At 73.3% G+C, this 24,237-nt stretch carries 20 protein-coding genes; 13 read left to right on the plus strand and 7 right to left on the minus strand.

Annotation, left to right across the window (positions count from 1 at the left end):
• Positions 1 to 53 precede the first annotated feature (53 nt).
• The gene (locus IG05_RS0128225) at positions 54 to 674 is read right to left on the minus strand and encodes a TetR/AcrR family transcriptional regulator (protein ID WP_030346835.1); all 621 of its coding nucleotides are present in this window, start codon (positions 672 to 674) and stop codon (positions 54 to 56) included.
• A 264-nt stretch (positions 675 to 938) separates the two neighbouring features.
• Here IG05_RS0128225 and IG05_RS0128230 point away from each other — a divergent pair, with 264 nt between their 5' ends.
• Positions 939 to 2,129, plus strand: coding sequence for an MBL fold metallo-hydrolase (locus IG05_RS0128230; protein WP_030346836.1), 1,191 nt, complete (start codon positions 939 to 941; stop codon positions 2,127 to 2,129).
• Positions 2,130 to 2,213: 84 nt separating this feature from the next.
• Here the strand turns inward: IG05_RS0128230 and IG05_RS0128235 are convergent, their stop codons facing one another.
• The 4 genes from IG05_RS0128235 to IG05_RS0128250 form a co-directional block, all read right to left on the minus strand.
• Positions 2,214 to 2,840: a ScbR family autoregulator-binding transcription factor gene (locus tag IG05_RS0128235; protein WP_030346837.1), complete on the minus strand. Its 627-nt coding sequence runs from the start codon at positions 2,838 to 2,840 to the stop codon at positions 2,214 to 2,216.
• A gap of 185 nt (positions 2,841 to 3,025) precedes the next feature.
• Positions 3,026 to 3,790 carry a glucose 1-dehydrogenase gene (locus tag IG05_RS0128240; RefSeq protein WP_030346838.1) on the minus strand — a complete coding sequence of 255 codons (765 nt, stop codon included), beginning with the start codon at positions 3,788 to 3,790 and terminating at the stop codon, positions 3,026 to 3,028.
• Complete coding sequence (gene car, locus IG05_RS0128245) at positions 3,787 to 7,182, minus strand: carboxylic acid reductase (protein ID WP_107051433.1); 3,396 nt, start codon at positions 7,180 to 7,182, stop codon at positions 3,787 to 3,789. The genes IG05_RS0128240 and car overlap by 4 nt, the downstream gene beginning before the upstream one ends.
• 198 nt (positions 7,183 to 7,380) lie before the next feature.
• Positions 7,381 to 8,289, minus strand: a complete 909-nt coding sequence (locus tag IG05_RS0128250; RefSeq protein ID WP_030346840.1) for a quinone oxidoreductase family protein — start codon at positions 8,287 to 8,289, stop codon at positions 7,381 to 7,383.
• Between the two features lie 209 nt (positions 8,290 to 8,498).
• Between IG05_RS0128250 and IG05_RS42585 the strand changes: the two genes are divergently transcribed.
• Complete coding sequence (locus tag IG05_RS42585; RefSeq protein ID WP_037814853.1) at positions 8,499 to 9,239, plus strand: ScbR family autoregulator-binding transcription factor; 741 nt, start codon at positions 8,499 to 8,501, stop codon at positions 9,237 to 9,239.
• A gap of 99 nt (positions 9,240 to 9,338) precedes the next feature.
• On the opposite strand, the gene IG05_RS0128260 is transcribed toward IG05_RS42585, so the two are convergent.
• On the minus strand, positions 9,339 to 9,965 hold the full coding sequence (locus IG05_RS0128260; protein ID WP_051790328.1) for a TetR/AcrR family transcriptional regulator: 627 nt from the start codon (positions 9,963 to 9,965) through the stop codon (positions 9,339 to 9,341).
• 274 nt (positions 9,966 to 10,239) lie between these two features.
• Here IG05_RS0128260 and IG05_RS0128265 point away from each other — a divergent pair, with 274 nt between their 5' ends.
• On the plus strand, positions 10,240 to 11,661 hold the full coding sequence (locus tag IG05_RS0128265) for an MFS transporter (protein ID WP_234336066.1): 1,422 nt from the start codon (positions 10,240 to 10,242) through the stop codon (positions 11,659 to 11,661).
• A gap of 193 nt (positions 11,662 to 11,854) precedes the next feature.
• On the opposite strand, the gene IG05_RS0128270 is transcribed toward IG05_RS0128265, so the two are convergent.
• Positions 11,855 to 12,742: a ScbA/BarX family gamma-butyrolactone biosynthesis protein gene (locus IG05_RS0128270; protein WP_030346844.1), complete on the minus strand. Its 888-nt coding sequence runs from the start codon at positions 12,740 to 12,742 to the stop codon at positions 11,855 to 11,857.
• A gap of 127 nt (positions 12,743 to 12,869) precedes the next feature.
• Between IG05_RS0128270 and IG05_RS0128275 the strand changes: the two genes are divergently transcribed.
• The 10 genes from IG05_RS0128275 (at position 12,870) to IG05_RS0128320 (ending at position 24,223) form a co-directional block, all read left to right on the plus strand.
• Positions 12,870 to 13,493, plus strand: coding sequence for a ScbR family autoregulator-binding transcription factor (locus IG05_RS0128275; RefSeq protein WP_030346845.1), 624 nt, complete (start codon positions 12,870 to 12,872; stop codon positions 13,491 to 13,493).
• Positions 13,494 to 13,630: 137 nt separating this feature from the next.
• Positions 13,631 to 14,791 carry a transposase gene (locus IG05_RS0128280; RefSeq protein WP_234336060.1) on the plus strand — a complete coding sequence of 387 codons (1,161 nt, stop codon included), beginning with the start codon at positions 13,631 to 13,633 and terminating at the stop codon, positions 14,789 to 14,791.
• A gap of 171 nt (positions 14,792 to 14,962) precedes the next feature.
• Positions 14,963 to 16,156 (plus strand): transposase, encoded by a 1,194-nt coding sequence (locus IG05_RS0128285; RefSeq protein WP_030346847.1) that lies wholly within the window; start codon positions 14,963 to 14,965, stop codon positions 16,154 to 16,156.
• Between the two features lie 247 nt (positions 16,157 to 16,403).
• On the plus strand, positions 16,404 to 17,606 hold the full coding sequence (locus IG05_RS0128290; protein WP_030346848.1) for a 3-deoxy-7-phosphoheptulonate synthase: 1,203 nt from the start codon (positions 16,404 to 16,406) through the stop codon (positions 17,604 to 17,606).
• Positions 17,607 to 17,729: 123 nt separating this feature from the next.
• Positions 17,730 to 18,389 (plus strand): isochorismatase family protein, encoded by a 660-nt coding sequence (locus tag IG05_RS0128295; RefSeq protein WP_051790333.1) that lies wholly within the window; start codon positions 17,730 to 17,732, stop codon positions 18,387 to 18,389.
• Complete coding sequence (locus tag IG05_RS0128300) at positions 18,386 to 20,302, plus strand: anthranilate synthase family protein (RefSeq protein WP_030346850.1); 1,917 nt, start codon at positions 18,386 to 18,388, stop codon at positions 20,300 to 20,302. Before IG05_RS0128295 ends, IG05_RS0128300 begins: the two co-directional genes overlap by 4 nt.
• 71 nt (positions 20,303 to 20,373) lie before the next feature.
• Positions 20,374 to 21,648, plus strand: coding sequence for a 3-phosphoshikimate 1-carboxyvinyltransferase (gene aroA, locus IG05_RS0128305; protein WP_030346851.1), 1,275 nt, complete (start codon positions 20,374 to 20,376; stop codon positions 21,646 to 21,648).
• On the plus strand, positions 21,645 to 22,829 hold the full coding sequence (gene aroC, locus IG05_RS0128310) for a chorismate synthase (protein WP_030346852.1): 1,185 nt from the start codon (positions 21,645 to 21,647) through the stop codon (positions 22,827 to 22,829). The genes aroA and aroC overlap by 4 nt, the downstream gene beginning before the upstream one ends.
• A complete protein-coding gene (locus IG05_RS0128315) occupies positions 22,826 to 23,383 on the plus strand; it encodes a shikimate kinase (protein ID WP_030346853.1) in 558 nt (185 codons plus the stop codon). Before aroC ends, IG05_RS0128315 begins: the two co-directional genes overlap by 4 nt.
• Before the next feature lie 69 nt (positions 23,384 to 23,452).
• Positions 23,453 to 24,223, plus strand: a complete 771-nt coding sequence (locus IG05_RS0128320) for a FadR/GntR family transcriptional regulator (protein ID WP_199808397.1) — start codon at positions 23,453 to 23,455, stop codon at positions 24,221 to 24,223.
• Positions 24,224 to 24,237 lie beyond the last annotated feature (14 nt).

Raw genomic sequence — 24,237 nt, forward strand, 5'->3', positions numbered from 1 at the left:
GCCGGGGCGCGGCCGGGTCAGGGTCCCCGGTGCGCGCGCCACGGCCGCCGCCTTCACCGTGCCCGTTCGGTCAACGTCTTCCGGTCCAGGCCCAGTTCCCGGGCGAGGGCGTCGTCCACCCACTCCTGTGCGCGGGAGCGCGCCACCGCGCCCGGGTACGACGTCAGCTGCACCGCAAGACCGTCCAGCAGCGCGGTCAGCCGCAGTGCCGTGCCGGCCGGGTCCGCGCACGCGAACTCACCGGCCGTGACACCTTCGGCGATGACCTCCGCGATCGCCGCCTTCCACGCCTTGTCAAGCTCCCGGGTGACCTCCCGCAGCGCCGGCTCGCGCAGGGCCACGGCCCAGCCCTCGATCCACAGCCGCCAGCCCTTGGCCTGCCCGGTCGGCGCGTACCAGCGCACCGCGGCCCGCAGCCGGCGCAGCGCGGTGGTCCGCCGGCCCACCACCTTGCGCAGATGCGCGAGATCGTCCTCGGCCGCGTACCCGAACGCGGCGGCGACCAGCTTCTCCTTCGTGGAGAAGTGGTACAGCACCAGCGCGTTGCTCACCCCGAGGGCCGCGGCCACGTCGGCGATCCGCACCGCCGCCACGCCCCGCGCCTCGATCTGCCCGATGGCGGCCCGCAGCAGCTCCTCCCGCCGCTCGGCCACGCTCAACCGCACTCTCGCCACGCGCTCACCCTAGTCGTAGTCGATCGCAAGTGAGCGCCGTCGGTCGCAAACGATCCCGTCCCTGGGCCTTGGCACCCGAGGCCACCGCACACGGCCCGCCATCACCGGCCGCCCGCCTGGGAGTTGTCCCCGCCCCGGGCGCCCGCGACGGCCCGGCGGACGCGGAACGGATCCCGCCGATGGCCCGGGCGGACCCCTGCCCGCCCGGACCGCCGGAGCCGCCGACCATAATGGAGGACCTCACCCACTCCACCGGGAGGTACCGTGACCGGTTCGCGATCTTCGAGCTCGGGGCTGCGCGCGCTGCGGCCCGCGGCCTTCGGCGCGGACCCGGGCGGTGAGCGCCTGGCACGTATCCGCCGCTCGCCCCACTTCAAGGACGGTGTCTTCCAGAACCCCGGCGGCCCCGCCCGCACCCGCCCCTCCGGCTCCCCCGTGGACCTCGCGAAGGTGTTCCTGGACAAGGAGACCCGGCCGCTGCGCACCCCGCAGGGCACCGTCCCGGTACACCCCACCACCTTCGCCGACCTGGCCGAACCGCCCGCGACGGGACTGCGGCTGACCTGGACGGGCCACTCCAGCGTGCTCGCCGAGATCGACGGCCACCGGGTCCTGTTCGACCCCGTCTGGGGCGAGCGCTGCTCCCCGTTCCCCTTCGCCGGGCCCAAGCGGCTGCACCCGGTGCCGCTGCCGCTGGCCGCGCTCGGCCCGGTCGACGTCGTCGTCATCTCCCACGACCACTACGACCACCTGGACCTGCCCAGCATCAGGGCGCTGGCGGACACGGACACCCTCTTCGCCGTGCCGCTCGGGGTCGGCGCCCACCTGGAGCACTGGGGCGTCCCGGCGGACCGGCTGCGCGAACTGGACTGGCACGAGTCCACCAGGACAGGCGGGCTGACCCTCACGGCCACCCCCGCCCGGCACTTCTGCGGCCGCGGCCTGCGCAACACCCAGCACACCCTCTGGGCGTCCTGGACCGTCGCCGGCGACGAGCACCGGATCTACCACAGCGGTGACACCGGCTACTTCGACGGCTTCAAGGAGACAGGTGCCGCCCACGGCCCCTTCGACGCCACGATGATCCAGATCGGCGCGTACAGCGAGTTCTGGCCGGACATCCACATGACCCCCGAGGAAGGCCTGCGCGCCCACCTCGACCTGCAGGGCGGGGCGCCGCACGGCGTGCTGCTGCCGATCCACTGGGGCACCTTCAACCTCGCCCCGCACCCGTGGGCCGAGCCGGGGGAGTGGACGCTGGCCGCGGCCGGCGCGGTCGGGCAGGCGGTCGCCCTGCCCGTGCCGGGCCGGCCCTTCGAGCCTGCCGGCGACCTGCCGACGCGGCCCTGGTGGCGCGATGTGTCCCCGCCGGTGAGTCGCACGTGGCCCGTTCCGGAGATCACCCCGGTGGCGTCTCGCGACGACCTCGACCTCGACCTCGTGGGAGAGAGCTAGCGGGAGGCTGGGCCATGCCGGTTCCGGCGCCCTGGAGGCCGCGGCTCGGGCCGTGAGGCCGCCGCCGGCGCCCGGTGCCGGGGACTAGGAGAGGCCGAGCAGGCGCTTCGCCCGGTAGGGGGAGGTGTCCAGCTTGGCGAGGACGCCCGTGCTGGCGACGTTGGGCAGGATCAGCTGGTACAGCCGCGCTATCTCCTCGCACAGGTCCGGGCCGCCCGGCAGCGCCTCGGTCACCAGCTGCACACCGGTCCAGGCGCCCACGGCCAGCCGCGCGATCTCCGCCGGGACCGCGTGCGGCAGCAGCTCGCCCCGCTCCGCGGCCTCGACGAGCAGATCCTCCCCGAGGTTGATCCAGTCCGGCCAGCGGGTGCCGAACAGGCTGCGTGCCCTGGGGTCCACGGACAGCTGGACGGCGGCGCGCAGCATCGGCTCGTGGGGCAGCCGGTGGGCGAGGACCAGGCCGAGGTCGACCCACTCCTGGAGCTTGTACGTCTGCGGCGCTGTCCCCTCGCGGGTCACGGCCCGGTCGAGCACACCGCGCGCCATCGCTTCCTTCGTCGGGAAGTGGAAGTACAGCGCGCCCCGGGTCAGCCCGGTCCGCTCGACGAGCGCCGCGATGGTGGCGGCCTCGTAGCCGACCTCGATGAAGAGGCTCGCCATGGCTTCCAGGATGGACTCACGGGTGCGGATCCCACGCTCCTGACGCGCCACTCGGCCGCCCTCCAGTCTCTGTCTCCCACGCCCTGCGGAACGTCGGTCCGTCGACCGTCCCGTCGACCATGGGCTACCGAAGGTTCGGTATGTTACCAAGTCCTCCCGGCCCGCCCGGGGGCGCACTGGGGGACGCGGAGCCGGCGACGGGGGATGCATCCGGCTCCGCGTCCCGGACGGCTTCGTCACCGGTTGACGAAGCCGCCGTCCACGGGGAGCACCGTTCCGGTCAGGAACGGGCAGTGGTCGCTCAGCAGCCAGGCCGCCGCGGCCGCGATCTCCTCGGGTGCCGCCGTACGCCCCTGCGGCGTCATCGAGTTGACCATCTGTTCCAGGCCGGGGTTGCGCCGGAACCAGTCCTCGGTGATCTCGCTGCGGGTGGTGCCCGGTGCCACGGCGTTCACCCGGATCCCCTCCGTGGCGTACTCGTCCGCCGCCGCCCGGGTCAGGCCGACCACCGCGTGCTTGGCGGCGACGTACGGCGCGGCGGCCGGGATCGCCACCAGCCCGCCCACACTGCTGTTGTTGACGATGGCGCCCCCGCCGTGCCGCAGCATCGCGGCGATCTCGTGGCGCAGGCAGTTCCACACGCCCCGGACGTTGACGTCCATGACCGTGTCGTAGACGTCGTCGGACATCAGGTGCAGCGGCGTGCGGTCGCCTCCGACGCCCGCGTTGTTGAACGCCCCGTCCAGCCGCCCGAACCCGCTGACGGCGCACTCCACGGCCCGCGCCGCGTCCTCGGGATCGGTGACGTCACAGACCACGTACTCGGCCTCGGCGCCCTTGGCCCGCAGCTGCCCGGTCAGTTCCGCCAGCCGGTCCTCCCGGCGCGCGGCGAGGACCACCGCCGCGCCCTCCCGGCAGAACACCCCGGCCGCAGCGGCGCCGATGCCGCTGCTCGCACCGGTGATCAGGACGACCTTCCCGGCGAGGAGATCACTGTTCACGCCCGTGCCCCCGCCCCGTTCGCCCTCAGGTTCCGCAAGTCCCGCGCGTACTTGGCGACGAGCGCGCGGCCGAGTCCCGGAATGTCCTGGTGCCCGGTCACGGCGCCGGCCCGGACGGCGGCCCGGAACCGCTCGGAGGGGATCACCGACCCGGGCACCGGTTCCGCGGGCTCCTTGAAGCCGTGCAGGATGGGCAGCGCCGCGTACTGCCGCTGGGCCTCGGGCAGCGCGCGCATCGCCGCCTCGAACCGCCGGTACCAGTCGGCGTAGTCGTCCACCCGCTCGATGCGGTGGCCCTCCTGCGCCAGCCAGTCGACGAAGGTGTCGAGGGAGATGCCGTCGTCGTTCGGGTTCACGAGGCTGAACGTCCGGTACTCCGACGGGGACCGGGGTGCGGTACGACCGCCCAGGGCGACCACGGCCGCAGCGGTGAAGTCGACCGGCAGACCGTCGTAGTGGGCCCGTTCGGCGTTCCCGCGGTAGAAGGTGCGCGGCGCGATCCCGGTGGCGAGCACACTGAACAGCAGACGGCTGAACATGTCGGGGACGTTCAGCTGTCCGCCGTAGCGGCTGTGCGCGAGGATCATGTTGGACCGGAAGACGGTGACCGGCAGACCGCACAGGTCGTGCGCCTCCCGCAGCAGCACCTCGCCGGCCCACTTGCTGGTCGCGTACCCGCCGGCGTAGCCGCCGTCGACCGGCTGGAGGGGCATGGCGACCCGGGGGTCGGCGTCCTCGTCGAGGGCCGGCTGTCCCGGCCGCGAGGTCGCGACCGCGACACTGGAGATGTAGGTGAACGGTTTCATCCGGCCGGTGAGGGCCAGCTGGACGAGCTCGGCGGTGCCGACGACGTTGGCCTCGAAGAGGTGCGGATAGGGCAGGACGTGGTTCACCAGCGCGCCGGCGTGCACGATCAGATCCACCTCGCCGGCCAGCCGGTCCCAGGACGCCTCGTCCAGGCCGAGCCGCGGTTCGGCCATGTCGCCGGCCACGACCTCCAGATGGTCCGCGGCCAGCTCCTCGTACGTCCGCACCAGCTCCGGGTCGCCGCTGTCGAAGGCCGCGTCCAGCCGCCGCCTGGCCGCGGCGGCGTCCTTCCCGCGCACCAGGGCGATCAGCCGGCCGCCCGCCGGCGCCAGCGTGCGCAGCCACTCCAGGGCGAGGAAGCGGCCCAGATAGCCGCTCGCGCCGGTCAGCAGCACGGTGCGCGGCTCCCCCGCCGCGCGGGGCAGCGCCCGGGCGTCGGTGAGGATGCGCGCCTCGACGAACCTGTCGAGGGTGAGGTCCTTGGCGTGGACCTCGGCCGCGCCCTCGCCGTGCACCGAGGCGAAGGTGGGCCGCCCCGCGGCCGTCCGGCGCCGGGCCTCGATCTGCCCGGCCAGGTGCCGGAGGTCGTACGCGGGGCTGATGACCACGTCCACCGGCACCCGCACGCCGAAGGTCTCCTCAAGCAGGTTCGAGAAGGACACCGCGGACAGCGAGTCCCCGCCCAGGTCCCTGAAGCGCGCCTCCGGGCCGACCTCGGTCATCGACCCGGCCAGCAGCGCCCGGGCGGCCCGCTGCACCGTCTCCAGCACCGGCCGGTCCGCGCCGGTGCGCCGGATCTGCGCCAGTTCCCCCTGCTCGCGGGCGGCCGTGTCGGCGTACAGCTGCTCAAGGCGCTCGCCGTAACGTTCCACCAGCCGGGGCCACAACAGTTTGCGGTGGTCCGAGAGCAGGCCGTTGGCCTGGCTGAACGGTTCGGTCTCGATCAGGAAGTCACGGGGAATCTCGTACGAGTTGAGCCCGGTCTTCCTGGCCAGTGCCTGGAACGACCCGCTCAGCCGCTGCCGCAGGGCCGGCTCGTCGCCGTCGAACGCGCCCAGGGCCTCGACGGTGGGGACGACGACGGCGAGGAGGTAGGACCGTTCGCTGTTGCCGTACACGAAGATCTGCCGCACCAGCGGGCTCGCGGCGAAGACGGCCTCCAGCCCGGAGGTGGCGACGAACTCGCCCTGGGACAGCTTCAGCACGTTCTTGCGGCGGTCCACGATGGCGATCCGGTCGGGTTCCAGCTCCGCGACGATGTCACCGGTCCGGTAGTAGCCGTCCTCGTCGAACAGCTCCGCAGACAGCTCGGGCTGCTTGTAGTAGCCGGGGATGACGGCGTCGGTCCTCAGCAGGAGTTCGCCGCGCGGGTGCGGTGAGTCGGTGCGGAAGTAGCCGAGTTCGGGCACGTCGGCGAGCTTGTAGTCGACCACCGGCGGGCGCAGCAGCACACCGTCGACCGAGACTCCGGCGGCCTCGGTGGAGCCGTAGACGTTGTGCAGTTCGAGGCCCAGCAGGGACTCGACGAACGCGGTCAGTTCGGCGGAGAGCGGCGCGGAGCTGTTGCTGGCCCAGGTGACCCGGCCACCCAGGACGTTCTCCCGGATGTCCGCGCGGACCTCGGCCTCGGCCACCGCGCGGTCCGTGCCGGCGGCCGTGCGCCGGTCCACCTCGCTGCGGTAGCGCTGGTGGAGCATCTCGCTCACGCGGGGCACCAGGGACAGTTCCGTGGGCCTGGCCAGGGCGATGTCCTCGAAGAACGTCGACAGATCGCTGCTGGCCGTGAAGTAGCTGGTGCCGCCGCGCACCATGGTGGCCTTCAGCGAGGAATGCCCGGCCACATGGCTCATCGGCATGTAGTGGAAGGTGACCGCGTAGGTCTCGTCGAAGAGCTTCGCCCAGGCCCCGCCCCACATCGCCCTGGCCAGCCGCTCGGTGTACATGGCCCCCTTCGGCGTACCGGTGCTCCCGGAGGTGTAGATGAGCATCGCCAGCGGGTCCTCGCCGTCGGCCGCCGCGAACAGCGGGGCCCCGGGCAGGCCGGCGCCCCGCTCGGCGATGTCCGCCAGGGTGTCCACGACCACGGCGGGCCGGGTCCTCGCGAGGCGCTCGCGGGCCGCGGCGAGGGTCTCACGGTGGTCGTCCGCCTCGGGGTGGACGTCGAAGACCACGAGCCGTCGCACCGAGTCGTTGTCACGTATCAGGTCGACCGCGGCGTCCAGGCGCTCCAGGCTCGCGGCCACGACGAACGGCTCGGTCTCCGCGAGGATCGACCGCAGCTGGGCCGGCGCGGCGCTGGTCTGGAGCGGGACCGTGACGGCTCCGAGATGGATGCAGGCGAGGTCGATCGTCGCGTAGTCGCGGCTGGTGAAACCGAGGAGGGCGACCCGGTCCCCGGCGGTCAGCGGGTGGTCCGGCCGGTGGTGCCACTCACTGGCGACCGCCCGGACCCGCGCCCACAGCTCGCGGTAGCTGGTCGTCTCGTATCGGGGCAGCAGCCGCATCGCGACCCGGCCCGTGCCGGGGTCCCGCGTGAACTCCTTCACGCGTTCTCCGACGGCGGGGCGGTCCGCGTGGCGCTCCATGAGAGATGCCACCACTTGCGCAAGTCGCATGCTGAGTCTCCGCGTCGCAGGATTGGCCGGCTTCAGGGATGAGGAAGAGGACGGCTGACGGGCGCGTACGCCACGCTTGCAGCTCGTCACCCGAAGATAGGCACAGGGCGACGGGATCCCGGAGCAATCGGCCGACGATCTGTCATGTCGGCGGCGGGCGGCCCCTGGTCAGGGCCGCAGCACCACCTTGCCGGCCGTGCGCCGGGCCAGCAGGTCCTCATGGGCGCGGCGGGCCTCGGCGAGCGGGTACGGCGGGTGCACCACCGGCTTGAGGCTGCCGTGCGCGGTCAGCGACAGCAGTTCCCGGAGGGGGCCGGTGAACGCGCCCGGCGCGGCCAGCGTGGGGCGCAGCCAGAAGCCGACGACGGCGGCGTTCAGCCGGCCGAGACGGGCGGGGTCGACGGGAGTGAACCCGGTCCGCGCGGAGTTGCCGTAGCTGACCAGGCGTCCGCCCGGGGCGAGTGAGTCCAGGGCGCTGTCGAAGAGTTCACCGCCGACGGCGTCGAGGATCACGTCGGCGCGCTCGGCCAGCGGGTAGCCGACGGCGGCGTCCGCGCCGAGGTCCAGGGCGAGCCGCCGCTTCCCGGGGGTGGAGGCCTGTGCCCAGACCCGCCCGGCGCCGAACTGTCCGGCCAGCTGTACGGCGAGGGTGCCGACACCGCCCGCCGCGGAGTGCACGACCACGGTCTCGCCCGCGCGGATCCGGGCGGCGGTGCGCAGCAGGTGCCAGGCGGTCAGGCCCTGCACCAGCAGGGCGAGGGCGGCCCCGGCGTCCAGGTCCTCGGGGATCTCGGTCAGGGCGGACTCCTTCGCCACCGCCTGCTGCGCATAGCCGTGGGACACGCGTGCCAGCACCCGCCGGCCGTCCTCGGTCCGACCCACGACCTCGCTGCCGGGGATGTGGGGCAGCGCACCGGCGTCCAGGTAGGAGCCGTCCACCTGGTGGATGTCGGCGAAGTTCACCCCGGCGGCCTCGACGGTGATCAGGACCTCGCCGGGCCGGGGCCGCGGGCGGGGTACGTCGACGACGGTGAGCACTTCGGGACCGCCGAAGCGGTCGAACCGTATGGCGATCATGCCGGGCACGATATCGCGCCACTGTCGGTGACGTTCCGTACCCGGTGTGCCGGTGACGTGGTAGGAGTGGGAGGCGGTGCACGGCGCGGGGGAGCGCGGGCCGTCCGTGGCCGGGCATCCGGCAGCGCCGCCCGGCAGGTCCGCGTGCGGTCACTTCCCGCTCACCTCTGCCGTTTCTTCGTTCCCCTTCTCCCGGAGTGCGCCTCGTGATGCAGGACCGTGCCGCAAAGACGCGACGACAACTGATCCGCTCCGCCGCCGAGCTCTTCGAACGGGACGGATTCGCCGGGGCCTCCATCGGGCAGATCTGCGCCCGGGCCGACGTCAGCCGCGGCGCGCTCCACTTCCATTTCCGGAACAAGCAGGCCCTCGGTGAGGCGGTCGAGTCGACCGCGAGGGAGATCCTGCTGTGCGTGACCGGGCAGGTCCCGGCCGGGCACCCCGCACCGCTGCAGGTCCTCGTCGACACCTCGCACGCGCTCGCCGAGCGGGTGTCGTGCGACCTGGTGCTCCGCGCCGGATTCGGCCTTGCCCACGACGCCGGCTGGCACAGCGAGGTGAGCCTGTGGCAGCACTGGCGGCACTGGGTGCGCGGGCTGCTCGATCTCGCCCGGCGGCAGGGGAGTCTGGCGGTCGACGCCGATCTTGACGACGCCGTTTCCGCCATCACTGCGCTGATGGCCGGGCTGGAGGGGCTGGAACGGGAACCGGGCGGCGACCGGATCGCGCAGTCGGTGACGCCGTTCTGGCGGCTGGTGCTGCCGCGGCTGGCAGCGGAGCCGGTGCGGGACCGGATCGAGGCCGCGGGCAGCTTCGCCGCCGCGGCCGGCGAACCGCCGCTGGACCGCTGGCAGTCGGAGGGCGATGCGGCGCCTCACGCGTGCGGCTCGATGTCCGACCCGGAGCTGTGCTGTGTCCCCCGCCGGGAGATGAGCGGTTCCGCGTCGTGAGCCCGGCGCCACGGCTCCGCGGGGAACGCCGGGCCGCTGTCGGCGGCCGGTGCCCGTCCGGACAGCGCTGCCGTGTCCCTCGGGAGCCGTGAGAGTCCGTCAGCGGGGCACGGCGGTCGGGAAGGTCCGGGCCGGGGGTGCGCCGGCACGCTCCGGCCCGTGCTGTGCGGCGCGCTGTGCCATGCCGTCGAGGAGGGTCTCCAGACCCAGTTCGAAGTCGTCCTCGGTCGCCCTCAACGGTGACTGCTCGGGCTTGTCGCCGCCGGTGAGCAGTTGCTGGGCCAGGTGCTGGATGCAAACGCCCTGTACGTACGACCACACGGCGATCGAGAAGGACCGTGCGAGGTCCGGGTCGTCGGTGAGGTCCGCGAGCGCGTCGACCATCCAGTCGAGGCACGAGGTGTCCGAGAAGTGCCGGGCGGAGCTCGACGTCACCAGCGCCCAGGGGTGGGTGCAGTACACCTCCCAGTCGAGCCGGGCCGCGAGCCTCATCGCCTCGCGCCAGTCAGGCGGCGCGGGTTCCGGATAAGGGTGTTCGTTGCACGCCGCGCGGGTGATCGCGGTGATCAGCGCGTCCTTGTTGGCCACATGCCGATAGAGCGACATGACGCCCGAGTCCAGCTCGGTCGCCAGGCGCCGCATCGAGAGCGCGGCGATTCCCTCGGCGTCCGCGATACGCATCGCGGCCGCCACGATCGCGCCCCGCGACAGGCCGCGTGAAGTCACTTGCCTGCCTTGTGCATTGAAGGTCATGGGGTACTATACCCAACAGTCTGCGTACACCGTACGCACAGTTTTCGCGTACGCCGTACGCGCGGCTCGTACGGACACCCGTACGCCGGTTTATCGCGTACGCCGTATGCAGCGTTTTCGCCACCTCTTTGCACCTCCTCCTGAAAGGTTGCCCCCCGTGACTTCCCTCGATTTAGTCGCGGAGCGTGCCGACCGGCGGGCCTGGCTGGGTCTCGTCATCGTCCTCGGCCCGGTCGCACTCGTCGCGATGGACGGCTCCGTCCTCTATCTCGCGATGCCGAGCATCACGTCCGCGATCACGCCCAGTACCGACCAGGCGCTGTGGATCCTGGACATCTACGGCTTCGTGGTCTCGTCCCTGCTCATCGCCTTCGGCAACCTCGGTGACCGCTACGGCCGCCTCAAGTTCCTGGTGACCGGTGCGGCGGTCTTCGGCGCCGGCTCGGCGGGCGCCGCGTTCGCGCCGAACCCCGAGATCCTCATCGCCTGCCGTGCGCTGATGGGGCTCGGCGGCGCCACCCTGCTGCCCGCCGGGCTCGCCATCATCGGCAACCTCTTCCACAACCCCAGGCAGCGCTCCCAGGCCATCGGCATCTTCGCGGCGACGTTCGCCGCCGGGTTCGCGGCCGGACCGGTGATCGGCGGCCTGCTGCTCAGCCGTTTCGACTGGGGCTCGGTCTTCCTCATCAACCTTCCGGTCGTGGTGCTGTTCGTGGCCTTCGCCCCGGTGCTGCTGCGTGAGGTCCGCACCTCCAACCCCGGCCGGGTCGACGCCGTCAGCGTGGTGCTGTCCGCCGTCGGCATCCTGCTGGCCGTCTACTCGGTCAAGACGGCGGCGGCGGAGGGTTTCTCCGCGACGCAGCTCGTCATCGGGCTCGTCGGCGTCGCCGTCCTGGTGTGGTTCGTGCGCCGTCAGCTCACGCTGGAGTACCCCCTGCTGGACCTGCGGCTGTTCAAGGACCACGTCTTCGCCGTCGCGATCCTCACCGGCCTGCTCTCGCTCGTCGCCTGGGCCGCCGCGGGCTATCTGAGCGGCATGTACCTCCAGTCGGTCCTCGGGTACAGCGTCCTGACGGCGGCCCTGCTGGCGCTGCCGGGCGCGGCGGTCCTCACCGCCTCGTGCATCGGGGCGAGCGGCGTGGTGGACCGGATCGGCAAGCGGTCGGCGCTCATCGCCTCGCACTTCTTCATGGGCTTCGGTCTGCTGCTTCTGCTGCTGACCAGCACCGAGCACGGCGTGGCGGCGTTCATCGCCTCCACCGTCGTCACCGGCGTCGGCTACGGCTTCTCCTTCAGCCTGGTCGCGGACACCGCCGTCGCGGCGGTGCCGGCCGAGCGTGCCGGGTCGGCCGCGTCGATCGCCGAGACCAGCAACGAGCTGGGCAACGCGCTCGGCATCTCGCTGCTCGGCTCGCTCGCGGCCCTCGTCTTCCGGCTGGCCGGCCCCGACGTGGCGGGCACGCTCGACGAGACGCTGGACACGCCGGGGCTGTCCGCGGCCGCCGCGGCAGAGGCCAAGGACGCCTTCCTCAGCGGTCTGCACGTCGCGGTCGGCGTGGCGAGCGTGCTCTGCCTGGCCCTCGGCGTACTCGCCCTGCGCTGGGTGCCGAAGGAGGACGCTACGGCCGCCGGCGCGGGCGCGGAGACCGAGACGGCGGCGACGCACTGACGCACCCGCCCTTCCGGCCCTGCGGTCCGGCCCCTGACGCCAGGGGCCCGGCCACGGGGCCGAGGCGTGTTCCCGTGCGGTGCCGCCGGAGCAGGAGCCGTGACGACAGCGGCCGGACGGCCCCCGGCCTCGACCGCCTCCGCCCGCCGGGGCCGCACAGGTCCGCTCCCCTCGAACGTCAGGCGCGCGAACGTCAGGCGCGCGTGCGGTAGTCGACACGGAAGGCGGGCTCGTCCCCCTGGATCCCCGTGACCCGGAGGGCACCCGGCTCCGGCAGCGGCTCGGTCTCGATCCAGCACGGCTGGTCGAACTCGACGTACCGCCAGTAGGTGGCCTCGATCCCGGCCGGGGCGAAGGGGGCCGGGGAGCAGTGGGCCCGCGCCGCCTGGTCGGCGGACTCCAGCAGGGCCAGGCCCGGCACATGGTCGACGGGGTGGTCGAAGAGGAGATGGTTGCCCGGGTCGTTGCGCAGCAGCCAGCGGCCCGGGCGGTCCCCCGCGGCGAGTGCCACGTCCGCCGCGCAGGCGCGCCCGACCGACCGGGCGTCCAGGGGCGCCGGCACCGGCCACGCCCCCCAGTCCACGGTGCGCCGGGCACCGCGGACACGTCCGTAGACCCGTTCCGAGATCCAGGCGAACTCGCTCTCGGCGCGGGCCACCGTCACCCCGTCCCGCCGCACGTGGAAGGACATGTGCAGCGCGCTCGCCGTACGCCGCCTGCCCCCGCTCTCCGACACGGTGACGTGCACGTCCAGCGCCGAGGTCCGGCCGCGGGGTATGCGCAGGCCCGGCGCGATGCTGAAGGAGAGCGTGCTCAGCATGGTCTGGTGGGTCAGCGGCACGCCGAACGCGGCGTGCGCGACGACCAGTCCGGTCTGCCGGACGGTCTGTGCCAGGACGCGCGGATCGTAGGGCAGGTCCCCCTGGACGGCGGGCCACGTGACCCCCAGGGTGAACTCCCGGGCGGTCAGCCGCTCCCAGCCGGTGACGAATAAGTACTCCTCGCGCCGCAGATGGGCATAGGAGCACAGGAGAGCCGGCGACGGGGCGTGCGGGTGCGGGGCGAGAGTGAGGTCGTTCAACGGTCCCCCTGGTCTGTGGTGTCAGGCCACACTCGTTACGCTGTTAAAGTACCGGATCTCCGTTCGGTTTTTTACATAGTAAGTGTGAAGCCAAGCACTGGTAAAGGCGTTGACCGGGAGGAGCTGCGTGGGGAGGCAGGAACGGGCGGTCCACACCCGGCGGGTCATCCTTGAGGCCGCCGCCGCGATGTTCAACGAGTTCGGGTACGACGCCACCACCATCGGCGGCCTCATCGAGCGCACCCGGCTCACCCGCGGAGGCCTGTACTTCCACTTCGCCTCCAAGGAACAGCTGGCACGCGCCATCCTCGACGAGACGGCGGCCCTGGCACCGGTTCCGCCGCAGGCCGTGAAGCTGCAGGAGTGGGTCGACACCGCGCTGCTGCTCGCCTACCGCCTGCCCCGCGACCCGCTGCTCGGCGCCACCGTCCGGCTGTCGGTCGACCTCAGGGCCCGCCGGCTGTTCGGCACCTGCTGGCCCCGGTGGATCGACGCGGGCGAGGAGTTGCTGCGCGCAGCCCGCGAGCAGGGGGAACTGCTCGGCCATGTCGAGCCGTCGGAGGTGGCGCGGCTGCTCACCGCCTCCTGGACCGGGATCCGGCTGATCACCGAGGCCCTGCCCGAGGGCGAACTCTGCAAGGAGGTCTCCGTCTTCCTGGAGTTGGTCCTGCCCAACATCGCCCGCCCCGGGGTGCTGGCGAAGCTCGACACCTCGCCGCACCGGGCCGTCGCCCTCGCCCGGTCCACCTGAGGCGGACCGCCCTCCCCGCCGCCGCGCGGCCGGCCCGCCGGCCGGCTCGTGTGAATGTGCGACCCGTCGTGCATGCTTCGTACGGAAACAGGACGTGAGTCCTTTTCCGGGGCGGCGGAGGCGAACGGGGGAGCGAGTTGCTGAACCGGCGGGAAGACGGGGAACCGGCGGCCGAGGGGCCGGCGGCGAAGGTCCTGGACGCCGAGCTGTGCCGGGCGCTGTTCGGTTCGCTGCCGCGCAGCGGGCAGCGGGTGAAGGCCGAACAGTACGTCCGCGGACTGCTGTCCGTGCGCGGGCGCAAGACCCTGCGGAGCATCGCGGCACACTTCGACGGGGCGTCGGCACAGCAGAACGTGCACCACTTCATCGCCGCCTCGCCCTGGGACTGGGTGCGGGTCCGGCACGACCTGGCCCGGCAGGCGCAGCGGGTCCTGAACCCGCTGGCATGGGTGATCGACTCCCTGGTCGTCCCCAAGGCGGGTCCGCACTCCGTCGGCGCCGATCCGCAGCCCACCGCGCTGGGCACCGTCAACGGCCAGCGGGCGGTGGGCACCTGGCTCGCGTCGGAACGGGCGGCCGTCCCGGTCGACTGGCAGTTGCGCCTGTCCGCCCGCTGGACGGCCGATCCGCTGCGGCAGCGGGCGAGCGTGCCGGCGCACGCCGTGCCGGGCACCGTGGAGGAGTGCGTACGGCAGGCCGTCGCCGGGCTCATGGGCGTCGGCGACATGCCGCCGCTGCCGGTGGTGGTGGACGTCGGGGAGGCCGACGGCGCCTGCCTCGCCCGCCTGCTGGCGGCGACGGGGCTGCCGTTCGCGGTGCGGGTGGATCCGGCCACGCCCGTGCGGATCGACCGGTCGCTGCTGCCCAGGTTCGGCGATCTCCAGCGGACCGCCGGGGAGTTGGCCGAGTCCCTGCCGCACCTGCGTCAGCAGGTCAACCCCGGTGACGGGCGCACGACGGCGGCGGCGATACCGGTGTCGGCGTCACCGCCGGGGCGGGAGGCCCTGACGCTGCTGGGCGAGTGGCTTCCCGGCCGCCCGGCGGTGCGCGGGCTGTGGCTCGGCAACTTCGGCGCCGACCACCTGGTGCCCGCGCTCCGGCTCACCCGGCTGCCGGGCGTGGTCGAGCGGGACCGCGCCGAGATCTCCGACGGGGTCGGGCTGCGGGACTTCGCGGGACGGTCCTTCCCCGGCTGGCACCGGCACATCACGCTGGCGTCCGTCGCCCACCTGGTCGTCGCGGCGGCCCGCTCGGGGGCGGTGGACGTCCGGGCGGGGATCCCCGGCGATGTCCTGTGATGTCCCCCTCATCAACAGGACTACCGTTCGGTAACTTGACACTCTCTGTTGATCGGTGATGGCTCACCTCCAGTGCTGCCCCTTACGCTCTGGCTGGGCCTCACTCTGGGCTCCCGTTCGATCACAGCGGATGTGCCGCGAGCACGGGTTGGATCATCAGATAGGAGATTCATGCTCAGCCTCGACCTGCGTCCCACGACCGCAGCACGAGGGACGCTCCCCACGCCCTTTCCGTCCAGCTCCCACGACGACGTCCTCAGCGAGATCTCCTCGATGCTCTTCGCGTCCCTGTCCCGGAGCGACCAGTGCAGAAAGGCCATGCAGTACTTACGGGGCTTGCTGGAGACACCTGGGCGCAAATCCATACGCAACATCGCGGCCCTGCTCGGCGAGCAGGTGTCGGAGCAGAACCTCCACCACTTCATCTCGGCCTCCACCTGGGACTGGACCCCTGTTCGCCGGGCGCTCGCCGAGCACTGGATCGCCGCCTGCCCACCGCGGGCCTGGGTGGTGCAGCCGGTCATCATTCCCAAGACCGGCCGGCATTCCGTCGGGGTGGACAAGCACTTCTTCCCGACGCTGGGCCAGGTGCTGAACGCCCAGCGCGCCATCGGTGTGTGGGCCGCCTCGGACACCGCCGGCGCCCCCGTCAACTGGCGTCTGCACCTGCCGCAGACCTGGCTCAAGGACGATGAGCGGCGCAGCCAGGTGTCGATCCCCGCCGGGGTGCCGGTGGAGACGCTGAGCGAATCCGTCGTCGAGGCGTGCCTGGAGGCGGTGACGCGCTGGCAGCTGCCGGTGCGGCCGTTCGTGCTCGACTCCTGCGAGGTGCACGCCCTGCCCATCTTCGCGAAGCTGCACGCCGCGGGCATGCCGGTGCTCGTGAGCGTCTGCGAGGACCAGCCGCTCACCGTCGCGGACCCCGCGCTGCCCGGCACCGGGCAGGGGCCGCTGACGGCCGAGCAGATCGTGATCGCGGCCAAGGACCTGCGGCGGCCCGTCCTGGCCGGCGGACCGAGATCCGGTACGGCGCCGTGGACCCACTGGGCCGCGACCGTACGGGTCACCGGTCCGTCCCTGCCCGGGCCGTCCTCGGGGCGGGGCGAGGTGCATCTGCTGGGGATCGGCGAGGAGGGCGGCCCCTGGCCGGCCAAGCTGTGGCTGACGAACCTCACGACCGCCCCGGCGGCCTCCCTGTTGCGGCTGAGCCGGCTGGCCGAGCGGGTCGACACGGACTTCGCGGAGATCACCGACCGGGTGGGCATCCGGGACTTCTCCGGGCGGTCCTTCGACGGATGGCACCGCCACGTGACGCTGGCCTCGGCCGCCCACGCGGTCGTCGCGCTCGCCCGGAGCGCGCAGTGAACCGCGCCTGACCCCGCACCCCCCCCCGGACCGGCGGGGGGGGGGGGCCCCCGCCCCCCCCCCCCCCCCCCCCCCGCCCCCCCCCCCCTGACGGAGTACCGCGCACCTTGTTGGCGGCACGGCGGAATCCGTCGGACGATCTGGTGCGTCACCGGGATGTCGCGCTCTGCCTCTTTTCCCGTGATCCCCTTTTCCCTTTCCTGCGCCCCGCACACCGGCGTACGCCTCGTCGCGATTGGAGAAACCAGTGGACGACGCTCTGCTCGACATCCGGTATGAACAGGCGTTGCAGCAGCCCCCCTGGGAGGACGAGGCACAGGTGCTGCGGGTGCGCAAGGAACTCGCCGCCCGCCCCCCGCTCGTCGACGCCGAGGACGTGCGCACCCTGCGCTCCATGCTGGCGCAGGTGGCCGAGGGCACCGCCCATGTGGTGCAGGCCGGCGACTGCGCGGAGGACCCCGCCGAGTGCACCGCGGACCATGTCGCCCGCAAGGCGGGCCTGTTGAACATGCTCGCCGGGCAGCTGGAGATGGACACGAGCCGGCCCGTGGTGCGGGCCGGCCGGATGGCCGGCCAGTTCGGCAAGCCCCGCTCCCGCCCCACCGAGCGGATCGGAGACCTGGAACTCCCCGTCTACCGGGGCCACATGGTCAACAGCCCGGAGCCCGACCCCGTACGTCGCCGCCCCGACCCGGAGCGGATCCTGTCCGGCTACGGGGCCGCCCGCGAGGTGATGGGCTGCCTCGGCTGGCTCGACACCCCCGGACAGGCGCGCATCGGCGCCCCCGTCTGGACCAGCCACGAGGCCCTGCTGCTGGACTACGAGGTCCCGATGCTGCGCCGGCAGCCGGATGGACGGCTCCTGCTCACCTCCACGCACTGGCCCTGGATCGGCGAGCGCACCCGGCAGCTCGACGGCGCCCATGTCGCCCTGCTCGCCGACGTCGCCAACCCGGTGGCCTGCAAGGTCGGCCCCACCATGACGGCCGGCGAACTGCTGGCCCTGTGCGAACGGCTCGACCCGCGCCGGGAGAAGGGCAGGCTCACCCTCATCGCCCGGATGGGCGCCGGGAACGTGGCCGAGCGGCTGCCCTCGCTGGTGGCGGCCGTGCGCGCCGCCGGACATCCGGTGATCTGGCTGACCGACCCCCTGCACGGCAACACCGTCACCACCCCCGACGGCTACAAGTCCCGCTTCCTGGAGACGGTCACGCGCGAGGTCGACGAGTTCCAGCACGCGGTCGGCGCGGCGGGCGGTGTCGCGGGCGGCCTCCACCTGGAGACCACGCCGGACGACGTCACCGAGTGCGTGCGCGACGCCTCCGAGACCGGCCGGGTCGGGAGCCGGTACACGAGCCTGTGCGATCCGCGGCTCAACCCCGTGCAGGCCCTGGCCGTGGTCTCGGCCTGGTGGATGACCGGGCGGAGCGTTCGGCCCGCGGCGGCCTGAGCGGCCCGCTGCGGCGCCGGCGCGGCCGGCCGCGCCCACGCGGCGGAGCCGCAGACCGATACGTCCCGCGCCCCCTCCGGGGCGCCGCACCACCCCCGTTCTTCGCCCGAGGAGAGGACAGTCATGGCGGGCATACCCCCCATCGAGCCGTACCCGTTGCCGTCGGCGGACGACCTGCCGGCCAACACCGCCCGCTGGTCCGCCGATCCGGACCGTGCGGTACTGCTTGTCCACGACATGCAGCGGTACTTCCTGCGGCCGTTGCCCGCGTCCCTGCGCGAGCCGCTGGTGCACAACGCCGCCCTGCTCAAGGAGCGTGCCGACGCCGCCGGCATGCCGGTGGCCTACACGGCGCAGCCCGGCGGTATGAGCGAGGAACAGCGGGGCCTGCTCAAGGACTTCTGGGGACCGGGGATGCGGGTGGATCCCGCGGACCGGGAAGTGGCGGAGCCGCTGGCACCGGGCCCGCGGGACCGCGTGTTCACCAAGTGGCGCTACAGCGCCTTCTTCCGCTCCGGGCTGCTGGAGTGGATGCGTGAGCAGGGCCGCGACCAGCTGGTCCTGTGCGGTGTGTACGCCCATGTCGGGGTGCTGATGACCGCGGTCGAGGCCTTCACCCACGACATCCGCACCTTCCTCGTCGCCGACGCGGTCGCGGACTTCTCCGCCGAGTACCACCGGCTGGCCGTCGAGTACGCCGCCCAGCGCTGCGCCGTCGTCACCACCACCGGCAGCCTCCTCGACCAGACGGAAACCAACACCGTGGCCGGAGCGGCCGTATGACCGCGCCCGCCGACCTCCTCGCCCGCGTGCTGACGCGGAATCCGCCCGCCTTCGCGCTGCTGTACCGTCCGCACACCGGCGCGGCGGACACCGTGGACGTCCTGTCCGGTGAGGTCTCCGTCCCCCGGACGCTGGCGGACCTGCCCCTGCCCGACCAGGCGGCGCCCGCCGACGGCCCCCGGCACGAGCTGCTGACGCTCGTCCCGTACCGGCAGATCGCCGAGCGTGGCTTCGCCGGCCCCGACGACGGTGCGCCGCTGATCGCGATGACCGTCACCGACCAGGCCGTGCTCCCCCTGGACGAGGTGCTGCGCCGGCTGCCGGACGTGCCGATCGAGATGACCGGCGGCGACTTCGACGTGGACGACGAGACCTACGCCGACACGGTCCGCCGGGTCATCGCCGACGAGATCGGCACCGGCGAGGGCGCGAACTTCGTCATCAAGCGGTCCTTCGTCGCCGACATCTCCGGCTACACCCCGTCCAGCGCGCTGTCGTTCTTCCGCCGGCTGCTGCGCGGCGAGTCGGGCGCCTACTGGACGTTCGTCGTCCACACCGGCGAGCGGACCTTCGTCGGTGCGACGCCCGAACGGCACCTCAGCCTCGACGGCGGCAACGCCGTCATGAACCCCATCAGCGGCACCTACCGCTATCCGCCCACCGGGCCGGCCCTGTCCGGGGTGCTGGACTTCCTCGCCGACCGCAAGGAAGCCGACGAGCTGTACATGGTCGTCGACGAAGAGCTGAAGATGATGGCCCGGATCTGCGACACCGGCGGCCGGGTCGTGGGCCCGTACCTCAAGGAGATGACCCGGCTCGCGCACACCGAGTACTTCATCGAGGGCCACAGCACCCGCGACCCGCGCGAGATCCTGCGCGAGTCGCTGTTCGCCCCCACCGTCACCGGCAGCCCGCTGGAGAGCGCCTGCCGGGTCATCAGCCGGTACGAGCCCGAGGGCCGGGGCTACTACAGCGGCGTCGCGGCCCTCATCGGCCGCGACGCCCACGGCGGCCGCACGCTGGACTCGGCCATCCTCATCCGCACCGCCGACATCGACGCCACGGGCCGGGTGCGGATCGGCGTGGGCGCCACGCTGGTCCGCCACTCGGACCCGGACTCCGAGGTCGCCGAGACCCGGGCGAAGGCGGCCGGACTGGTGGCCGCGCTCCAGGCGGACGGAACGGCCGCCGGGCAGGCCCGCGCCGCCGGTGCCGTACGCTTCGGCGGCCATCCGGAGGTGCGGGCCGCGCTGGAGCGGCGCAACGCCACGCTCGCGGGGTTCTGGCTCGCCGGGGACGGGGGACGGCGGCGGGCCGTGCCGGGCCTGGCGGGCAGCCGGGTGCTCGTCGTGGACGCCGAGGACACCTTCACCTCGATGATCGGCCACCAACTGCGGTCCCTGGGACTGGACGTGACGGTACGCCGCTTCGACGACCCGTACTCCTTCGACGGTCACGACCTCGTCGTCCTGGGCCCCGGGCCCGGCGACCCGCGCGAGGCCGGCCACCCCAAGATCGCCCATCTGCGGTCGGCGGTCGAGACCCTGCTCACCGAGCGGCGGCCCTTCCTCGCGGTCTGCCTCAGCCACCAGGTGCTCAGCATGCGGCTCGGTCTGCCCCTGGTCCGCCGGGAGGTGCCGAACCAGGGCGTGCAGCAGGAGATCGCCTTCTTCGGTGCCCGCGAGCGGGTCGGCTTCTACAACACGTTCGCCGCACGCAGCTCCGAGGACGAGGCCGAGGTCGAGGGCGTCGGCCGGGTGGAGGTCGGCCGCGACCCGGAGACCGGTGAGGTGCACGCGCTGCGCGGCCCCCATTTCGCCTCCATGCAGTTCCACGCCGAGTCGGTGCTCACCGAGGACGGTGTGCGCCTCTTCGGCACCCTGATGACGGACGTCCTGGGCGTCCGGCTGTGACCGCACCGGGGGCGGCCGGCGACCCGGCCGGCCGCCCCCGCACACCCGTCGCCCCGAGAGGACGACCGGCCATGCCCGCCGACCCGCTTGCCCACACCGCCCGTGTCCCGGGCTCGAAGAGCATCACCAACCGCGCCCTGCTGCTGGCAGCCGCCGCGGCCGGCACGACCACCCTGACGGCCCCGCTGGTCAGCGACGACACCCTGGCCTTCCGTACGGCCCTCGCCGGCCTCGGCGCCACCGTGACCGCGGCCCCGGACGACGCTTACTGGACGGTCACCGGGCTGGGCGGAGGCCCGCGCCGGGGCGGCCGGATCCGGTGCGCCGACGCGGGTACGGCGGCCCGCTTCCTGCCGCCGTTCGCCGCCACCGGCCAGGGCACCTATCTGTTCGACGGCTCCGAGCAGTTGCGGGCGCGCCCCCTGCGCCCCCTGGCCGACGCCCTGGCCCGGCTCGGCGCGACCGTGCGCGCGACGGACGGCACCCTGCCGCTGGAGGTGACCGCGGCAGGGCTTGAGGGAGGCGAACTCGCCGTGGACGGCTCGCTCAGCAGCCAGTACTCCAGCGGTCTGCTGATGGCCGCCCCGCTGATGCGCGGTCCGCTCGTGCTGCGCCCGCACGACCTGGTCAGCCGGCCCTACGTCGACATGACCCTGGCGCTGATGCGCCGCTTCGGCGCCCGGATCGAGGACCGCGCCGGCCGCATCGTCGTCCGGCCGGGCCGCTACCGTCCCGCGGACCTCGCGATCGAACCGGACGCCTCCACGGCGTCGTACCTCTTCGCCGCCGCTGCGGTGACCGGACGCACGGTCACCGTGCCCGGCCTGGGCGCGGGCAGCCTCCAGGGCGATCTCCGGTTCGTGGACGTGCTCGCCAGGACCGGTGCCCGGGTGACCGTGACGGCCGCGAGCACCACGGTCACCGGGGCCGGGCGGCTGCGCGGCGGCTTCGACGTCGACATGGGCGAGATCTCCGACACCTTCATGACACTGGCCGCGATCGCACCCCTCGCCGACGCCCCGGTGACGGTCCGGGGCATCGGACACGCGCGGCTGAAGGAGTCCGACCGGATCGAGGCCGTGGCGGCGAACCTGCGCGCCTGCGGGGTGACGGTCGAGGAGGGCGGGGACCGGATCACCGTGCATCCCGGCACCCCGGCCCCCGCGCTGATCAGGTGCCGGCGGGACCACCGGATCGCCATGTCCTTCTCGGTCCTCGCGCTGGGCTCGGGCGTCCGGCTCGACCTGGACGACCCGAGCTGTGTGTCCAAGACCTTCCCCGGGTTCCATGCCGAACTGCACCGGCTGTTCCCCGGGTTCCCCACGAGCGGCAAGGAGCGGAGTTGAGCAGGTTGCGCTGGCTGACCGCGGGAGAGTCCCACGGCCCGGCCCTGGTGGCCGTCCTGGAGGGGCTGCCGGCCGGGGTGCCGGTGACCACCGGCATGGTGGCGGACCACCTGGCCCGGCGCCGGCTCGGTCACGGACGCGGTGCGCGGATGGGGTTCGAGCGGGACGAGGTCACCTTCCTCGGTGGCGTCCGGCACGGGCTGACCCTGGGTTCCCCGGTGGCGGTCATGGTGGGCAACACCGAGTGGCCGAAGTGGGAGGAGGTGATGGCGGCCGACCCCGTCGACCCGGAGATCCTGGCCGGCCTGGCCCGCAACGCGCCGCTGACCCGTCCGCGTCCCGGGCACGCGGACCTGGCGGGGATGCAGAAGTACGGCTTCGACGAGGCGCGGCCGGTCCTGGAGCGTGCCTCGGCGCGGGAGACGGCGGCCCGGGTGGCGCTGGGCGCGGTGGCCCGCTCGTACCTGAGGGAGACGACCGGTACCGAGATCGTCAGCCACGTGGTGGAGCTGTGCTCGGTGAAGGCTCCGCGGGGTGTGTACCCGACGCCGGCCGATGTGGGGAAGCTGGACGCGGACCCGCTGCGCTGCCTGGACGCGGACACCTCGAAGGCGATGGTCGCGGAAGTCGACCAGGCGCACCGGGACGGCGACACGCTCGGTGGTGTGGTGGAGGTCCTGGCGTACGGCGTTCCGGTCGGGCTGGGCTCCCACGTGCACTGGGACCGCAGGCTGGACGCGCGGCTCGCCGGTGCGCTCATGGGCATCCAGGCGATCAAGGGTGTGGAGATCGGTGACGGCTTCGAGCTGGCGCGGGCTCCCGGCTCCGGGGCGCACGACGAGATCGTGCGGACCGCCGAGGGCATCCGGCGTGCGTCCGGGCGCTCGGGCGGCACGGAGGGCGGTGTGTCCACGGGTGAGGTGCTGCGGGTGCGGGCGGCGATGAAGCCGATCGCGACCGTGCCGCGGGCGCTGCGGACGGTGGACGTGACCACCGGTGAGGCGGCGCAGGCGCACCACCAGCGCTCGGACGTGTCCGCGGTGCCGGCGGCCGGTGTCGTCGCCGAGGCGATGGTCTCGCTGGTCCTCGCGGACGCGGTCGCGGAGAAGTTCGGCGGCGACGGCGTGGCCGAGACCCGCCGCAACGTGCGGTCGTACCTCGACGCCCTGCACATCCGATGAGCGGGCCGCTGGTCGTGCTCATCGGCCCGATGGGGGTGGGCAAGTCCACCGTCGGGCAGCTGCTGGCCGAGCGGCTCGGCGTGGGCTACCGGGACACCGACGACGACATCGTGGCCGAAGAGGGCCGGTCCGTCGCCGCCGTCTTCGCCGAGCGCGGGGAGCCGTACTTCCGCGGCGTGGAGAAGCGGGCCGTGCGCCGGGCGCTCGCCGAGCACGACGGGGTGCTCGCCCTGGGCGGCGGCGCGATCCTCGACGCGGACACCCGTGCGCTGCTCGCCGCCCACCCCGTGGTCTGGCTGTCGATGGAGGCCGACGAGGCCGCCCGGCGCCTCGCGCCCGGCACCGCCCGCCCCCTGCTCGCGGCCGACCCGCGGCGACGGTGGCGGGAACTGATGGAGGCACGGCGGCACTTCTACCGGCAGGCCGCTGCCGCACGGGTCGCCACGGACGGCCGTACCCCCGCCGAAGTCGCCCGGGCGGTCCTCGGCACACTCGCATGCCGGGCCGGCCGTCCTGGCGGGTCCCGGCCCGGCCGCACCGCGGGCGGCCTGTAACGCGATCTCAACCCCGTGGAGCAGCGCCGGACTTGTAGCCACTGACGCCGTTGAGTAGCCTGACGTCAGTTGTCAGACAACTGGGAGGACCGCCCGATGGCCCTGCGCCCGATCGCCCGGCTCTCGACGGCCCGCGAGGTCATCGCGCTGCTCCACCGGGAGCTGGCCAGCGGAGCCTGGCCCATAGGTTCCCGGATCCCCTCCGAGACGGAGCTGGCGGCGGAACTGGGCGTGAGCCGGCCCACCATCCGTGAGGCCGTCAGCGCGCTCGTGCACACCGGCATGCTGGAGGCCCAGCGCGGCAAGGGCGTCTTCGTACGGTCGGTGTCCGACCCGGCGCCCATGCTGCAGAGCATCGAACTCGCCGACGTGCGCGATGTGTTCGAGGTCCAGCTCGGCTTCGACGTACAGGCGGCGCACTCCGCGGCCCAGCGCCGCACGTCACAGGACATGACGCGGCTGTGGCAGCTGCTGCGGGCCCGGGCCGAGGCGGCGGGGCGGGACGACGCCGAGTTCGGCGAGCGGGACGCCGCGCTGCACCTGGCCGTGGTCGAGGCGGCCCACAACGTGACGCTCACCGAGTGCTACCGGTTCTTCGTCCGGCGCCTGCAGGAGAGCCTGGACCTGTTCGCCGGCGCCGACACCCACCTGGAATGCGGCACCGAGGCCCACGAAGCGCTCGTCCAGGCCATCGACGACCAGGACTCGGAGGCCGCCGCGGCGGCGGCCCGCCATGTCGTCCGCACGAGTCTGCACGCCCTGGAGGGGCTGCTGGCGGTGCGCGCCGCCGAGCCGCCGGCCACGCCCCCGGCCAGGGGCCGCGGCGGCCCGGGCAGCTGACCGGCCGGACAGCG

Source organism: Streptomyces sp. NRRL S-1022, assembly GCF_000720135.1.
GTDB lineage: Bacteria > Actinomycetota > Actinomycetes > Streptomycetales > Streptomycetaceae > Streptomyces.

Coding starts and splice junctions, on each gene's coding strand:
- car (WP_107051433.1), bottom strand. CDS start 7,182: ATGGAGCGCCACGCGGACCGCCCCGCCGTCGGAGAACGCGTGAAGGAG.
- IG05_RS0128250 (WP_030346840.1), bottom strand. CDS start 8,289: ATGATCGCCATACGGTTCGACCGCTTCGGCGGTCCCGAAGTGCTCACC.
- IG05_RS42585 (WP_037814853.1), top strand. CDS start 8,499: ATGCAGGACCGTGCCGCAAAGACGCGACGACAACTGATCCGCTCCGCC.
- IG05_RS0128265 (WP_234336066.1), top strand. CDS start 10,240: ATGGACGGCTCCGTCCTCTATCTCGCGATGCCGAGCATCACGTCCGCG.
- IG05_RS0128285 (WP_030346847.1), top strand. CDS start 14,963: ATGCTCAGCCTCGACCTGCGTCCCACGACCGCAGCACGAGGGACGCTC.
- IG05_RS0128295 (WP_051790333.1), top strand. CDS start 17,730: ATGGCGGGCATACCCCCCATCGAGCCGTACCCGTTGCCGTCGGCGGAC.
- IG05_RS0128300 (WP_030346850.1), top strand. CDS start 18,386: ATGACCGCGCCCGCCGACCTCCTCGCCCGCGTGCTGACGCGGAATCCG.
- aroA (WP_030346851.1), top strand. CDS start 20,374: ATGCCCGCCGACCCGCTTGCCCACACCGCCCGTGTCCCGGGCTCGAAG.
- IG05_RS0128315 (WP_030346853.1), top strand. CDS start 22,826: ATGAGCGGGCCGCTGGTCGTGCTCATCGGCCCGATGGGGGTGGGCAAG.